The 14,352-nt window shown below is 60.1% G+C and carries 12 protein-coding genes; 3 read left to right on the forward strand and 9 right to left on the reverse strand.

The features are described 5' to 3' along the window. Nucleotides 1-20: 20 nt before the first annotated feature. Nucleotides 21-1,640, reverse strand: a complete 1,620-nt coding sequence (locus CH92_RS09895; RefSeq protein ID WP_025241617.1) for a methyl-accepting chemotaxis protein — start codon at nucleotides 1,638-1,640, stop codon at nucleotides 21-23. 538 nt (nucleotides 1,641-2,178) lie between these two features. On the opposite strand from CH92_RS09895, the gene CH92_RS09900 reads away from it, so the two are divergent. Then, entirely contained in the window at nucleotides 2,179-3,630 is a 1,452-nt protein-coding gene (locus CH92_RS09900) for an MBL fold metallo-hydrolase RNA specificity domain-containing protein (protein ID WP_025241618.1), read from the forward strand. 325 nt (nucleotides 3,631-3,955) lie between these two features. After that, nucleotides 3,956-4,213, forward strand: coding sequence for a hypothetical protein (locus CH92_RS09905; RefSeq protein ID WP_025241619.1), 258 nt, complete (start codon nucleotides 3,956-3,958; stop codon nucleotides 4,211-4,213). 304 nt (nucleotides 4,214-4,517) lie between these two features. Here the strand turns inward: CH92_RS09905 and tcyN are convergent, their stop codons facing one another. The 8 genes from tcyN to CH92_RS09945 all read right to left on the reverse strand — a co-directional run bounded on the left by tcyN (nucleotide 4,518) and on the right by CH92_RS09945 (nucleotide 12,276). Continuing rightward, nucleotides 4,518-5,276, reverse strand: coding sequence for an L-cystine ABC transporter ATP-binding protein TcyN (gene tcyN / locus CH92_RS09910; RefSeq protein ID WP_025241620.1), 759 nt, complete (start codon nucleotides 5,274-5,276; stop codon nucleotides 4,518-4,520). Beyond that, on the reverse strand, nucleotides 5,276-5,944 hold the full coding sequence (gene tcyL, locus CH92_RS09915; protein WP_025241621.1) for a cystine ABC transporter permease: 669 nt from the start codon (nucleotides 5,942-5,944) through the stop codon (nucleotides 5,276-5,278). Before tcyL ends, tcyN begins: the two co-directional genes overlap by 1 nt. Continuing rightward, the gene (tcyJ, locus tag CH92_RS09920) at nucleotides 5,941-6,738 is read right to left on the reverse strand and encodes a cystine ABC transporter substrate-binding protein (RefSeq protein WP_025241622.1); all 798 of its coding nucleotides are present in this window, start codon (nucleotides 6,736-6,738) and stop codon (nucleotides 5,941-5,943) included. The genes tcyL and tcyJ overlap by 4 nt, the downstream gene beginning before the upstream one ends. Nucleotides 6,739-6,847: 109 nt before the next feature. Further along, nucleotides 6,848-7,846, reverse strand: a complete 999-nt coding sequence (locus CH92_RS09925) for a D-cysteine desulfhydrase (protein ID WP_025241623.1) — start codon at nucleotides 7,844-7,846, stop codon at nucleotides 6,848-6,850. 252 nt (nucleotides 7,847-8,098) lie between these two features. Continuing rightward, the gene (locus CH92_RS09930) at nucleotides 8,099-9,484 is read right to left on the reverse strand and encodes a tripartite tricarboxylate transporter permease (RefSeq protein ID WP_038622950.1); all 1,386 of its coding nucleotides are present in this window, start codon (nucleotides 9,482-9,484) and stop codon (nucleotides 8,099-8,101) included. After that, the gene (locus tag CH92_RS09935) at nucleotides 9,481-9,960 is read right to left on the reverse strand and encodes a hypothetical protein (RefSeq protein ID WP_025241625.1); all 480 of its coding nucleotides are present in this window, start codon (nucleotides 9,958-9,960) and stop codon (nucleotides 9,481-9,483) included. The genes CH92_RS09930 and CH92_RS09935 overlap by 4 nt, the downstream gene beginning before the upstream one ends. A gap of 106 nt (nucleotides 9,961-10,066) precedes the next feature. Then, complete coding sequence (locus CH92_RS09940; protein ID WP_025241626.1) at nucleotides 10,067-10,993, reverse strand: hydroxymethylglutaryl-CoA lyase; 927 nt, start codon at nucleotides 10,991-10,993, stop codon at nucleotides 10,067-10,069. Next, nucleotides 10,990-12,276: a hydroxymethylglutaryl-CoA reductase, degradative gene (locus CH92_RS09945; RefSeq protein WP_025241627.1), complete on the reverse strand. Its 1,287-nt coding sequence runs from the start codon at nucleotides 12,274-12,276 to the stop codon at nucleotides 10,990-10,992. The genes CH92_RS09940 and CH92_RS09945 overlap by 4 nt, the downstream gene beginning before the upstream one ends. Nucleotides 12,277-12,392: 116 nt before the next feature. Here CH92_RS09945 and CH92_RS09950 point away from each other — a divergent pair, with 116 nt between their 5' ends. Beyond that, the gene (locus CH92_RS09950) at nucleotides 12,393-13,766 is read left to right on the forward strand and encodes a PLP-dependent aminotransferase family protein (protein WP_025241628.1); all 1,374 of its coding nucleotides are present in this window, start codon (nucleotides 12,393-12,395) and stop codon (nucleotides 13,764-13,766) included. The last annotated feature ends 586 nt before the right edge of the window (nucleotides 13,767-14,352 follow it).

Raw genomic sequence — 14,352 nt, forward strand, 5'->3', positions numbered from 1 at the left:
GCGCTTATCCAGTCAGGTGGTCAAAGGGTAAACCGGCCAACCAAACCGTTGAGGTCGAGCGCCAGCCGCGATAGATCTTGACTTGCCGCAGTGGTCTGCGTCGCGCCGGCTGAAGTCTGGACCGCAAGATCCCGAATATTCACTAGGTTGCGGTCGACCTCGCGAGCCACCTGAGCCTGCTCCTCGGATGCACTTGCGATCACGAGATTGCGCTCACTGATCTGGCTAATCGCTTCAGTAATTTCTTTCAGCGCTTGGCCGGCAGCTTCGGCAAGTTGGAGCGTTGCGGTAGCGCGCTCGGTACTCTCGTCCATCGAAGCAACGGCCTTGTCGGCACCCTGACGGACACCGTTGATCATCTGCTCAATCTCGGTAGTCGACTGCTGGGTGCGATGGGCCAGGGCTCGCACTTCATCAGCGACAACGGCGAAGCCTCGGCCCGCGTCTCCGGCACGAGCGGCTTCGATAGCTGCGTTCAGCGCGAGCAGGTTCGTTTGCTCGGCGATAGAACGGATTACATCAAGTACCTTGCTGATGTCGTGGACTTCATCGGCTAGGCTCTTAACTTGAACGGAGGTGTCGCCTACGTCGCCTGCCAGCCGGGAAATCGACATCACCGTGCTGTTGACCTGCTCCTGGCCTTTTTGAGCATTAAGATCGGACGCCTTGGATGCTTCGGATGTACTTACAGCGTTTCTCGCGACTTCGTCTACCGCTGCGGTCATCTCGTTGACTGCAGTCGCCGCCTGTTCCAGCTCGTTGTTTTGCTGGGCAAGCCCGCGCGCCGAATCCTCAGTTACGACATTCAGCTCTTCTGCGGCCGAGGCGAGCTGGTCAGAAGATTGCGCGATCCGCTCAATCGTTTCCCGCAGCTTGGCCTGCATTGTTTTAAGGGCCGTCAGTAGAATTGCCGGCTCATCCCGCCCATTCGCTTCAAAACTTTTGCTCAAATCTCCGGAGGCGACAGTCTCTGCGACTGACACGGCCAAGCGAAGTGGGTTCACGATGCTCTTAGTCAGGACAAATGCCAGCAGAATCGTCAGCAACACGGTGGCGATCATCACGATGATCACAACGGCAATCGAAATCTCATAGTCTTCGGTAGCCTTTGCCCCGGACTCTGCGGCTCCCGCCTTGTTTATATCGATAAGTTTGTTGAGCTCAACGCCCAAACGATCAGATAAGGCCTTGTAATCAGACCCTAGCAGTTGCTGTATCTCGCCAATTCGTCCTTCATCAGAAAGGCCCAATAACTTCTCGTTAATACTGAAGTAACGTTCGAGAACGGCGTTGAAAAGCTCGAATTGCGTACGCTCTATATCGTCATCGATCAAAGTTTTGTACGTCGCCCTGGTTTGTTTCAGCTGCTCGGCGAGTTCATTGGAGCGTCTGACGCTTTCCTTCAAATCTGCAGGCTCACGATCGACCAGAAGCCTGAACGAAACGATGCGCATACGCAGCATTACCTCTTTCATGTCGCCCAGCGCCTCATAACTTGGGAGACCTTTGGAGCGAATATCTATCGTGGCTGCCCTGATGCTTTTCATTTGAACCAGACCAAAAATTCCAAGCCCAATGACCAGCAATGCAACTACCGCGAAACAAGCTGCAGACCGAGCAGCTATCTTTAAGTTTCTCATATGTCCTTCCTGTTCCCTCATAATGCGCAGCAAAGCAGTGTTCGCTGTAGCTTGAATAAAGGAGTTAGCGGCTGATCCATTGTTCTCTTTATGGTCTTTTGGGCGACACGGGTTACCGTCCGTCTAATAAACGGCTGAAGGGAAGCCAGGGGGCAAATGCGCAGGTTCGCTAACGCCGATATTTAAGCACTCGGTAGGTGCTATGGTGCTTCGAGCAATGGATCGCCCCCCTTTTGGCCAGCACTGGCGTTGATGGCCGATAACTGTAGTGATCAATAATCCCGGACACCGCATAATATTTTTCTTGGACCAGCGCCGGCGCTATGTCTGCGTTGAACTGATGCGATCGTTGCCAGTTGCACCGCCGCATCAGGAACCGACCGATATTCTTTAGGGTAGGTGAAGCTCCCTGGTTGGAATCCACCCACCGCTGGAAACTAAGCCGTTCGGGACGTTGCCAAAACGTTACTCATGGCGGCCGCGTGGTTATCGCGTCCCACTGCCGGCACTGCGTAGCGTTGCGATCCAAGGAAATTCGATGAAGCATCCGAAACTCATCCACCACGGCGCTCGTGAAGGCGTCACCGGGTCGTGCCATCAACTGTGGATGGATGACACCAGCAGTCTCCTGATTGATTGCGGCCAGTTCCAGGGCGAAGACGAAGGGCAGGGGGACGAGCTAGCACTCGATTTCTCCATCGAAGTCATCAAGGCGCTGATCGTGACCCACGTGCATATTGACCATGTCGGACGTATCCCGAGCCTGTTGGCAGCTGGCTTCGAAGGGCCAATCCTGTGCAGCGAACCCTCAGCCCGACTATTGCCCATCGTGCTCGAAGATGCGTTCCGGCTTTCGATCAGCCGAGACCAGGAACAGCTGGAGCGTTATCTCAAGGTCGTGGAGCAACGCATCATCGCGTTGCCCTATGGCAATTGGTTCACCCTTCACGATACCGACTCGGTGCACTGGAAGGTGCGCCTGCAGCCGGCCGGCCACGTGCTGGGTTCGGCCTATGTCGAACTGGATCTCAGCGCTGCCGGGGCCGGTAGCGAGCGCGTGGTGTTCAGTGGCGACTTGGGTGCGCCGCATTCGCCGATACTGCCTGATCTCGTTCCGCCTGAGCGTGCGGACCTGCTGATCCTTGAAAGCACCTACGGCGACCGTCGTCACCAAGACCGCGCGCACCGCCGCGAACGCCTGCAGGTAGCCATCGAGCGTGCGCTGGCGGACGAGGGTACGGTACTCATACCTTCATTCAGCATCGGCCGAACTCAGGAGCTGCTGTATGAGCTGGAGGAAATTCTCCATGAGCACAACGGATCGGCGCAGACGCCCACCAACACCAGCGAAGCTCGCAAGGTGGACAACGATGGGGCAGTGGATATTGACTGGCCGCAACTCCCCATCATCCTCGACTCGCCCCTCGCGGGTCGATTCACCAAGACCTACAAAGAACTGCAGGGCTATTGGGACGAAGATGCGCGGCATCGCCAGGAGGACGGTCGCAAGCCTTTGTCCTTCAAGCAGCTCATCACAGTCGACCACCACGACGAACATTTGCGCATCGTTGAACACCTCGCCGAAACTGCGCGGCCAGCTATCGTCATCGCGGGCAATGGCATGTGCTCAGGCGGGCGAATCGTCAACTACCTGAAAGCGATGCTGGGCGATCCTCGGCATAATGTGGTGTTTGTCGGCTATCAGGGTAAGGGCACGCCAGGGCGAGCGATCCAAACGCATGGGCCCGATGGTGGGTTCGTCGACCTGGACGGGCAGCGCATCGATATCCGTGCGGGCATCGATAGCGTCGGCGGCTACTCCGCCCACGCCGACCAAGCCGATCTGGTCGGGTTCGTTACGCGAATGAAGCAGTGGCCGAACGAAATCCGATTAATTCACGGAGAAGATCAGGCCAAGCAGCGCTTGGCGGAGGTTCTCGAAGCACGCTATCGGGAAGCGGGACAGAAGGGGCAGGTAACGATTCCCTAGCGTGCGCTTCATCCTCCCAAATGGCGGTAGACGCATCTGCGCTCTTGGCCCATCCGGAAACAGGAAGATGGCGCCCTTGCGGCTCCTTGCATACGTCAATAATCGACTTCGTTGCCTCGTCGCGCAGGCCGAAGAAGGCTGTATTCCGATCGGCGGGTACGTAAGACTTCGCTCAGCGCTCTGCTGACCGAAGCACTTGCAGATTCTTGCCCTAATCAATCGGTGGGTTGATGCCGTTGAGTGCGGCTGATTGATAGCATCTAGCCATCCCATCTAGACAGGGCGGAAGCCTAGTCCGGCTCGTAGGCAATGGAGTGACGGGGTCATGGCAGACATAGAACTGAGCGTGGCGAGCAGCTACCGCAGGGTCGACTACACGGTGACCTTGATCGGATCAACCCTAGGTCAAGAGCGATGGACGTTTCGCGCGAACATCCACCCGCTTGCTCCCTGGGTTGCTGGCGATACCTTTGTTTCCCCTGGGTTCTACTGCACCGACGCCGAAGCGCATCAGGCCGCAATCGAAGTGATCGAGTTGTACATCGATCGGCAGTGGAAACTGCGAGCGCACGCTGGACTATGACCCGCTGAATATTAAAGAGAGAACCGTTTCAAACCGACCCGCCCCAAACAGCTCAGCCTGCAGCCGCGCCGGTTACTGCTCGCGATACAGCAGACCAACTCGTCGAGCTGCGCCTTGGCGGCATACAGCGTCATTTTCAGCCGCAGGACCTGGGGAATTATGTCGAGTGCCTCCTGATGCTAGGCAATCCCTGCGTTCGCTATCTGATAAGCGACGCTAAAGCGATAGTTCGCGTCGACAGAAATTCGGGGCACGTGGTGCTCATGTTCTTGATTGGAGTAGAGCCGGGCGGCGGCTGGTCGGCTCAGTCCGCTTGACGATCTCCAATGAACTTGCTGAGGAATTGCCGCGTGCGCTCGTGCTGCGGCGCACTCAACAACTGCTTGGCGTCGCCCTGTTCGACGATCACTCCTTCATCGATGAAGATCGCTCTGTCGGCCACGTCGCGGGCGAAGCTCATCTCGTGGGTGACGATGACCATGGTGCGCTTTTCCTCGGCAAGGCCACGGATGGTGGCGAGCACTTCTCCGACCAGTTCCGGGTCGAGCGCCGAGGTCGGTTCGTCGAACAGGATCACGTCCGGCTGCATGGCCAGCGCGCGGGCAATCGCCACTCGCTGTTGCTGGCCGCCGGAGAGGCGTTTGGGATAGGCATCTTCCTTGCCGCCCAGGCCGACCTTGGCCAGTAATGCGCGGCCACGTGCGAGGGCCTGGGCGCGCGGCTCCTTCTTCACCTGTACCGGGCCTTCGATGACATTCTCAAGGGCGGTGCGATGGGGGAACAGGTTGAAGTTCTGGAACACGAAACCGACGTGCTGGCGCAGCTGGCGGATCAGCCCTTGCTGCGCCTTGAGCGGTTTATCGGCGTCGATGTGGATCTCACCGACGCTGATCTGCCCACCGCTGGGTTGCTCCAGCAGATTGAGGCAGCGCAGCAGCGTGGTCTTGCCCGAACCGCTGGGGCCGATGATCGCCAGCACTTCGCCGAAGGCTATGTCGAGGTCGATGCCCTTGAGCACGTCCTGGCCGTTGAATGATTTTTTCAGGTTGCGCACGGAAATCATCAGGCATCCTGCTCGTGGCGGTTGACCCGGTCTTCTAGGCGACCCTGGAAGTACGCCAGCACACTGGCCAGTAACCAGTAAATCAGCGCGGCGGCCAGATACATGGTGAAGATCTCGAACGTACGCGCAGTGATCAGCTGCGCTTGGCGGAACAGCTCCGGCACCTGGATGGTAGCGGCCAGTGCAGTGTCCTTGACCAGCGAGATGAAGCTGTTGCCCAGTGGCGGCAGGGCAGTGCGTGCGGCCTGCGGCAGAACGGCCCGGTACAGGGTCTGCGCGCGACTCATGCCGATACTGGCAGCCGCTTCCCACTGGCCACGGTCGATGGAAGCGATGGCGGCACGCAGGATCTCGGCGGTATAGGCCGCCATGTTCAGCGAGAAGCCGATCAGCGCGGCTGGGAGCGGATCAAGCTGAAGGCCCAGTTGCGGCAGGCCGTAATAGATCATGAACAACTGCACCAGCAGCGGCGTGCCGCGGAAGAACGACACGTAGATCCGCGCCAGCCACTGCAGCGGCCAGTAGCCGTACAGCCGTAGCAGCGCCAAGCCGAAGCCCAGCAGCAGGCCAAAGACCATCCCGCCCAGGCTCAGCACCACGGTCCACCACGCGCCTTTGAGCAGGAAGGGCAGCGAGTCCAGCGCCAGCTGCAGGCTGCTGTCGATCATTGCGTGACGTCAGCCTTGAACCACTTTTCAGAGAGCTGTTTCAGGGTGCCGTCGGCGCGCAGCTTGGCGATGGCCGCGTCGATGGCGGCGAGCAGTTGCGGGTTGCCCTTGCGCAGGGCAACGCCGGACTCCTGCCGGGAGAAGGCGTCACCGGCCACGGCCAGGCGATCGCCGGTCTTCTCGACCATCTCGAAGGCCGCCAGCCGGTCGACCAGGATCACGTCGATGCGGCCGACGGCGAGGTCCTGGAATTTCGTCGGGTCATCGTCGTAGGTGCGGATGTCGGCTTGTGGCACGTTCTCTTTGAGCCACTGCTCGTAGTTGGTGCCGAGGCCGACTCCAACCTTCTTGCCGGCCAGGTCAGCCGAATTCTTGATGCTGTCGGCATCGCCCTTGCGGGTGAGTGCCTGGATACCGGAGACGGTGTAGGGCGTGGAGAAGTCGTATTTCTGTTTGCGCTCCTCGGAGATGGTCACCTGGTTGATCACCACGTCCAGGCGCTTGGATTCCAAGGCGGCGAGAATGCCGTCCCACTTGGTCGGCTGGAACTCAGCCTTGACCCCCAGCTGCTTGGCCAGGGCGTTGGCAAAGTCGACCTCGAAGCCGGTCAATTGACCGCTTTCGTCCTGATAGTTAAAGGGCGGGTAGGTGCCTTCCAGGCCGACCTTGAGCGTGCCGTTGGCCTTGACCTCATCGAGCAGATCGGCGGCGAACACCGGGGCGAACAGGCCTGAACCGAGTAGAAGGCTCAGGGTGCCGAGCAGGAAACGACGACGCAGCGTTGTGAATTTCATGGCAGGCCTCTGGGTGGGCGGTGAATGTCGGTCAACTCTAGGGGTGTAGTTTTAATCGATAAATCATTAGGAATTACCAAGCGCTTTTTTGTGGAATATGTCATTCACGTCACAGCGCCCATGGATGATAGGCGAATAGCGCCGGGGCACCGCCGGTATGCAAAAACAGCAGTGGACCATGGCCAGGGAAGACGTCGCGGGCAATACCGTCGAGCAGCCCGGCGAAGGCCTTGCCGGTGTACACCGGGTCGAGCAGCACGCCTTCCTGCTCGGCAAGTAGACGGATCGCGGCCAGGGTGCCGGCATTCGGCTCGCCATAGCGCGGGGCGAAATACTGGTCCCACAATTCAATTTGCATCCCCGTCGGCACATCGACGCCGAGCAGTTCGGCGGTGCGTTGCAGCAGGCCTTCAACCTTGGGCCGCTGGGTCGTATCTGGGCGCGAGACGGTGACCCCGACCACCCGGCTGCCTGGTCGTGCATATTCAAGCGCCAGAGCCAAGCCACTGTGGGTACCGGCGCTTCCGGAGGCGAGGAGCACCGCGGCGAAGTCCTCGCCAGTGCCGTGCATCTGCTCTGCCAGCTCCAGGCCGGCGCGCACGTAACCCAAGGCGCCGAGCGCATTGGAGCCGCCGATCGGTACCACGTAGGGCTTGCGTCCGGCGCTGCGCAGGCGCTCGGCGGCGGCCTGTAGCAGCTCGTCGGCGCTATCCAGGTTTGCGACCGTTTCGATCTCGCAGCCGAACAGGTCGAGCAGCAGGCGGTTGCCGTTGCTTAGGTAATTACCCTCGCCAGTGCCCAGCGGATTCTCCAGCAATGCCAGGCAGCCCAGGCCGAGCCTGGCCGCCAGGGCCGCCGTCTGGCGTACATGGTTGGACTGGATGGCGCCGGCGGTGACCAACACCTCGGCGCCCTGTGCGAGGGCATCGGCGCCAAGGTATTCGAGCTTGCGCGCCTTGTTGCCACCGAGGGCTAGCGGGGTGAGGTCGTCGCGCTTGATCCAGATATCCCGACCCAAGTGACGTGATAGACGCGGTAGGTGTTCCAGCGGTGTGGCGGCGGCAATCAGCTCAAGGCGGGGGAAGCGGGCGAGGGCGTCGGTGAGCATGGGAGCGGGCTTCTGCGCAGAGGTGAGTGATCACTGTAGAAGGCGATCCATGGCTGCCGCAAGCCGATATCCGGTGGAATGTGGCGCTGGCTTTCCATCACGTGGATACGATATAGATCATGCCGGCACCTCGAATGAGCATCACGACCTCTCAGGTGCGGGGTATGTGAGCTGAGCGTACGAACTTCGAACCAGCGCCGCTGACTGTCGTGATCAGCCAGCGGCCGCGGTACATGTCGGGCGTTTTGGCGCTCAACCGCCCAGCGCGAGCAACGCAGGTACCGTCAGGACGGCGGTGTAGAACCCCATGAACTGCACGCCAATGTTGAAACCCAGAAAGCGGGAGAGGAAGCCGCCGAGCAGCCCCACGGTGAGAATTACCATCAGACCCAGCAGACCGCCTTCCCAAATGCCGATCACCAGAATAAGCCCGACAAAAGTCGCGATAACCGCTTCGTGGCTGACCTTTCGCGACACGAACGATGCCGCGCGGTGCGCGAAATTCATCGAAAACGGGTAGGCGATTAGGATGGCGATGATCACTGCCAGCATCCCGTACCCGAAAAACTCCCACGTGCTCATCAAGGTATGCAGGTTGTTGATTTCGCCGGTGGCGCTGTCGACGAAAAAGCGTGGCGGTGCATTGAATAATGGGGCTGCTGGCCCTGCGGCAACCGGGCTCAAGGGTAGACCGAAGGCGATCAGCGGAATCAGCGCTTCGGCGATGTAGGTCGCCTCGGTGACACCATTGCGCGCCGTTATCACGGTAGTGAGACGGTGGTAGGCATGCCTGATTCGCGCACCTATCACTTCGCCCATGATTACGGTCATCGCGACCGGGCTGAATACAAAGGTCGCACTCGATACGGCGGCAGTCGCCAGCGTCATGCGCGTCTGGCGAGTGTCGAGCACCTTCAGAGGGTTTGGAAAGTAGCCACCCCAGCTTTTCACATCCGGTGACAACGAGAACACCCGTACACCGTCGCGCTGCATGCGAACTCGCTCGCCTGGAGATAGGAGCGCGAACAGCGAGGCGATAAGGGGGCCAATGGCAATGCCTAGGAAATAGCTTACGCCCAGCTTCACGCCATGCTGTGCAGTCAGGGTCTGCAACGCGACGATGACCAGCACGAAGGGTACCAGGGTCAATACCGAGGCCCATCGACCGGCTGAGAAGTAGGCAATCAGGAGCGCGGCGCAGAGAAACACCCAAGGCGCGAACTCCTTGATTACATCGCCGAACGGGGCCAGCAGCACCGCGAAAAGCACCGACAGCGGCACGGCGACGAGCGCTGCAATGGCACCGCCGGAGATCATCTTGCGAAGCGCAATGTGCGGAACGCCGAGTTTGCGCAGGTAATTGGCTTCGGCCATCAGTGGCGCGGCCATGGTGTCGCCTGGAATGCCCAGCAAGGCGGTCGGCACCGCGTGGGTCATGTGTTTAGCAACGGCGCCTGCCAGGAAAAAGGTAAAGACGCCTTCCGGCGGAACGCCGAGCAGCACCACCAGGAGGGTCAGTGGCGCCAGGGTCGTGGTTTCGTCGCTACCGGAGATCAGGCCAATGGCGGCGAACACAACTGCACCGATGATGCCCATGCCAAGGGCAACTAGGATCTGGTCGAGTAAGCCTTCCATCATGCTCGCCCTCCATTCAGGCTGGCTTGCGCGGGAAGCATTTCGACAGAGGAGGTTGCTCCCGGAGCGGTCCGGGCTTCAGCCGCCTCGGCGTCACGAAATAAATCGTATAGCGCCAGCTCCCTGAGCTCAGCAACAACCTCTGCTGGCAGCTCATCGAGCCGTCCCAGGGTTCCGTGCTCGGCGGTCAGTTCGGCGAGGACCTGCTGGCGGAACGTGGGATCGGCCATGTTTTCGACAACGTCGCGCTTGGGCTTGAACAGAATGGCGCTGATAACGCCTCCGGCAAGGCATCCCAAAATACCGGTCAGCATTGCATAGGCCCGGGCCATCTGCGCTGATTCGACAATGCCGAGTAGCAGGTGCTGCGCGAGGTAGAAGGTTCCAAGACTGATACATGCCCCGATAATGATGGCAATGATCAGGTGACCGCTATCGACGGTATCTCCCCATACCTCGTAGAGCTCAGGCTTCTTCATGGCAGATGCCTCCTGCCTGGCGGCGCTGGAACGCGGGATTGCTCGGTTGGTAGTCCATGATGTTTCTCCTGCCCTGATGGGCTCTTGTTGTTATCGAGAAAAAGCGTCAGTTCGGTATGCGCTCGCCCGTTCGCCCCCGTCTGGCAATGACTGCACGAGCCGTACGCGAAGCGGTGACCCGACCCAACTTCTGGTCGATGAAGTGCCCCGTGTCCACCAACGCCTCGAGCTTTATGCCAGTTTGCAGACCCTGTTCACCGAGCAGGTAGACAACGTCTTCCGTTGCGACATTACCGGTTGCGCCTGGCGAATAGGGGCAGCCGCCAAGGCCGGAAACGGAGCTGTCGAACACCCGAACCCCAGCTTCGAGCGCGGCGTACAGGTTGGCGATTGCCATGCCGTAGGTGTCGTGAAAATGGCCGGCGAGTGCCGTTACCGGCATCTCGCTGGCGCAGGCTTCGATCAGTGCCTTAGTCTTTCCAGGTGTGCCCCTACCGACCGTGTCGCCGAGGCTGATCTCATAACAGCCCATCCTATAGAGCTCGGTGCTGACCCGAACTACGTCGGCGAGCGCAACGTCGCCGGCGAAGGGGCAACCCAGCGCGCAGGAAACATAACCGCGAACAGCGATGCCGGCTTCCCGGGCTTTGCTGAGCACCGGTTCAAACCGTTCCAGGCTCTCGGCAATGGAGCAGTTTATGTTTCGTTGCGAGAAAGCGTCCGAGGCGGCCGCAAATACGGCGACCTCACGGCAGCCGTTCGCCAATGCCGCGTCCAGGCCTCGTTCATTGGGAACCAGCGCGCTGTAGGTCACGCCGGGCAAAGGCGCGAGGCAGCGCATCACCTCGTCCGAGCCTGCCATCTGCGGGACCCACCGAGGCGAGACGAATGCACCGACTTCAAGATGGCGCAGGCCAGCGGCGACCAGACGCTCGATAAGGCTGATGCGCGTCTCGGTAGGCAGTACGCGCGGCTCGTTCTGTAAGCCGTCGCGTGGGCCAACCTCGACCAGCCTGACCGCGTTGGCAGTCATTGGCCGCGCTTCTCGACCAGCAGCGCTTCGGCGCGATCGGCACGTACGTCGCGGGTCTCGACCATGCGCATGATGACCCAGTCGACCTCTTCACCACGCGCACCAGCTGACAGCGCAATATTGCGCGCGTGCAGCGCCATGTGGCCCCGCTGAATCCCTTCGGTGGACAGCGCGCGCAATGCGCCCAGGTTCTGCGCCAGGCCTACGGCGACCGCGATCTCCGCCAGGTCCTGAGCCGTTTTTACGCCCAGGATGCGCAGCGAAAGCTGCGCCAGTGGATGGGTTTTGGTCGCCCCTCCTACCAGGCCCAGCGGCATGGGCATTTCGATGGTGCCCACGAGATCGCCGCTACCGTTCTTCTCCCAAGTGGTCAGCGAACCGTAGTGTCCGTTGCGACAGGCATAGGCGTGTGCGCCGGCTTCGACCGCGCGCCAGTCGTTACCGGTGGCCACCACCAACGGATCGATGCCGTTCATGATGCCCTTGTTGTGCGTTGCGGCCCTATAGGGGTCAATGGCAGCAAAGGTGTAGGCGTCGATAATGCCTTCTATGACATCCACGCCTTTGTAATCCGCCGTATCCAGCTGTTCGGGGGCGATCCGCACCTGGGCGCGGGCGAGGCGCAAATCGGCCAGGTTCGACAGGATGCGCAACCGAACCTTGCCGCCGGTGAGCTGCTCGATCAGCGGGGCGACGGCTTCGGCCATGGTGTTGACCGTATTGGCGCCCATCGCATCGCGTACGTCGACGATCAGGTGAGCGACCAGCATTGGCCCGCGCGGGCTGTCAATGAAGGTATGCACTTCTATATCGCGACATCCGCCGCCCAGCTTGTTCAGCAGTTGGTCCTTGCTGTTGGCCAAGGCAATGATCTCGTCCTTGTTGCGCAGCAGGCTGAGGCGGGCGTTGTAGGGGTCGTCAACTCCTACGATCTGAACCTGGGCACGCATTAATGGCGCGCTGCTGGACGTAACAAAACCTCCAGTCGGCCGGGCCAGCTTGGCCATGAACGACGCAGCGGCAACGATGGACGGCTCCTCGACCACTAGAGGAATCAAGACGTCACGCCCGTTGATTTGAAAGTTGCCGGCAATCGCGTAGGGCAACTCAAACGTACCCACCACGTTCTCGATCATTCCCTCGGCAATCTCCAGGGGCAGCGCCCCGGAACCACGCAGCAGAGCGGCGTCCGCGTCGGACAACGAAAGCAATTGCTGAATATGCGTGAGACGGTCGGCGGGCGTGAGGTTTCGAAAATTAGGCAAGCGGGAATCGATGGACATCGGGGCGCTCCTGGGGAGTCGGTTGTTATTGGATGAACCAACGTTATCCCCATCTGTAACCTCGAAAGAAGGTACAGTTTCGAGAGACAGTTGACCTCCATTCCCCAGAGTTCGCCATGGCCCGTCAGACGCTTGCCCAAAAGGTTGCCAATGCCATCGCTCGGCAAATCGCGGACAGCGTCTTCAAAGCCGGCGACAAGCTGCCTTCGCTACGCGAGTACATGCGCCTGCATCGGCTGTCGAAAAACACCGTGATCACCGCGTATGAACACCTGGCCGCGCAGGGTCTGGTCGAGGGCCGTCACGGCAGCGGATTCTTCGTCTGCGACGTTGTCCCATCGATCGGCTTGGAGGACGAGGATTCAGAGCCCTATACCCGCGCGCTGGACACCATTTGGATGATGCGCCAACAGTTTGTTCGCGAGCCGGGTCATTCGCATCTGGGCGAAGGCTTTCCGCCCGTGGAGTGGCTGATGGACATGCGCCTGGACAAGTTTCACCGCCAGGTCGTTAGAGGCGGGGTCACCACCCTGTTTCGCTACGGCACTCGTCTAGGCAACCCGGCGCTTCGCCACCGGCTGATTCAGAAGTTGGCCGATTACGCCATAGCCGTCTCGCCCAGACAGGTCGTGACGACGCTGGGCGCCAACCACGGCATGGACCTGATCATCCGTCGTTACGTTGCGCCACGAGATGTGGTGCTGGTTGAAGACCCGGGATACTACCCCCTGTTCGGCAAGCTGCAACTGCAAGGTGCGCGCATGCTCGGCGTGCCGCGCCAAGCCGACGGGCCGGACCTCGACGCCCTGGAGCGTATCCTCAAGCGGCACAAGCCCAAGCTGTTCTTCATGCAGTCCATCGGCCAGAACCCCACCGGTTCGGACCTGTCGCCTGCCAAGGCCCACCGACTGCTGAAAATCGCGGAGGCGCATGACCTGCTCATCGTCGAAAACGACGCCATGGCCGACTTCAAACCCAGCTCGGCGGTCAAGCTATCGGCCCTGGATCAACTGAATTGCACGCTTTACCTGGGCAGCTTTTCCAAATCGATCTCGGCGGCGTTGCGCGTCGGCTTCATCGCCGGCAGCAAGCAGCGCATCGAGGAGCTGGCCGACCTCAAGATGCTTCTACACAACAGCGGCGCGGAATACAGTGAGCGCACCATCGAGGTGATCCTGGGGGAAGGGCATTTCCTCAGACACCTGGCTCGCCTGCAGAATCGACTGCGTGAGGCCACGCAGCGCGGCCTGGAAATTCTCGACGGGCTGGGCGCCGAGGTCTTCTGCCGGCCGGAGCAAAGCCTTTACCTCTGGGCCCGCTTTCCCGGTATCGAGGACACGAACGAATTGACCCGGCACTGCCTAACCAAAGGCGTAATGCTTGCGCCAGGCTCGATCTTCGCCGTGAATCGCAACGTCCCGGTTCCCTGGACGCGTCTGAATGTAGCCTACCTGGACGATCCAGCATTTCGGGAAAGCTTAAAAACTTAGAAGCGCATCGGGATTTTTAGATGCACGCATGGCCGCCAACACTGGCGCGCATGTCCTCCGTCCTGTATTGACCGGCACTCACGATGAGCGCGCGAGCGGCAGTGGGCCTTAGTCCACGCCGCCCTCGAAGCCGTTGCCGACAGCTGAAGGGCCCGAGCGGTCAGGTGCGGGGCGAACTCGTCGCAGATTCCCTATCTGTCTTGCAGGCGGGGAGGGCAAAGAGACTGTGGCGTGGTCGGGAGTAGCTACCGCTGTAGGATTGAAGGGCGGCTTACGGCCCAGGCTGTGTAAAACACGGTCCCCTTTTGAAGTCTGCGCTTCTACGTGAAATCTGACAGAGCTTTGCTGTTCAGCAGATCTAAGTCTTTCGTAGCGATGCGATTTTGGGGACGATTCAGCTGGTCGCATCCAGGCAGAAACGTTTTCACACAGCCTCGGCCAAGAGCGGTCGTTCGCCGCCGTTCCGAGGCGTCAGAATCGAGGTGATTACCATGGAGTTAAGTTCGCTTAGCCGGATAAGGTCGGCTATTAAATAGATTCTTTGCCCCAACGCCCATGGGATGTATGAGGGGTGGAGATGCTCATC

It is taken from the genome of Stutzerimonas stutzeri, assembly GCF_000590475.1.
GTDB classification, from domain to species: Bacteria; Pseudomonadota; Gammaproteobacteria; order Pseudomonadales; family Pseudomonadaceae; genus Stutzerimonas; species Stutzerimonas stutzeri_D.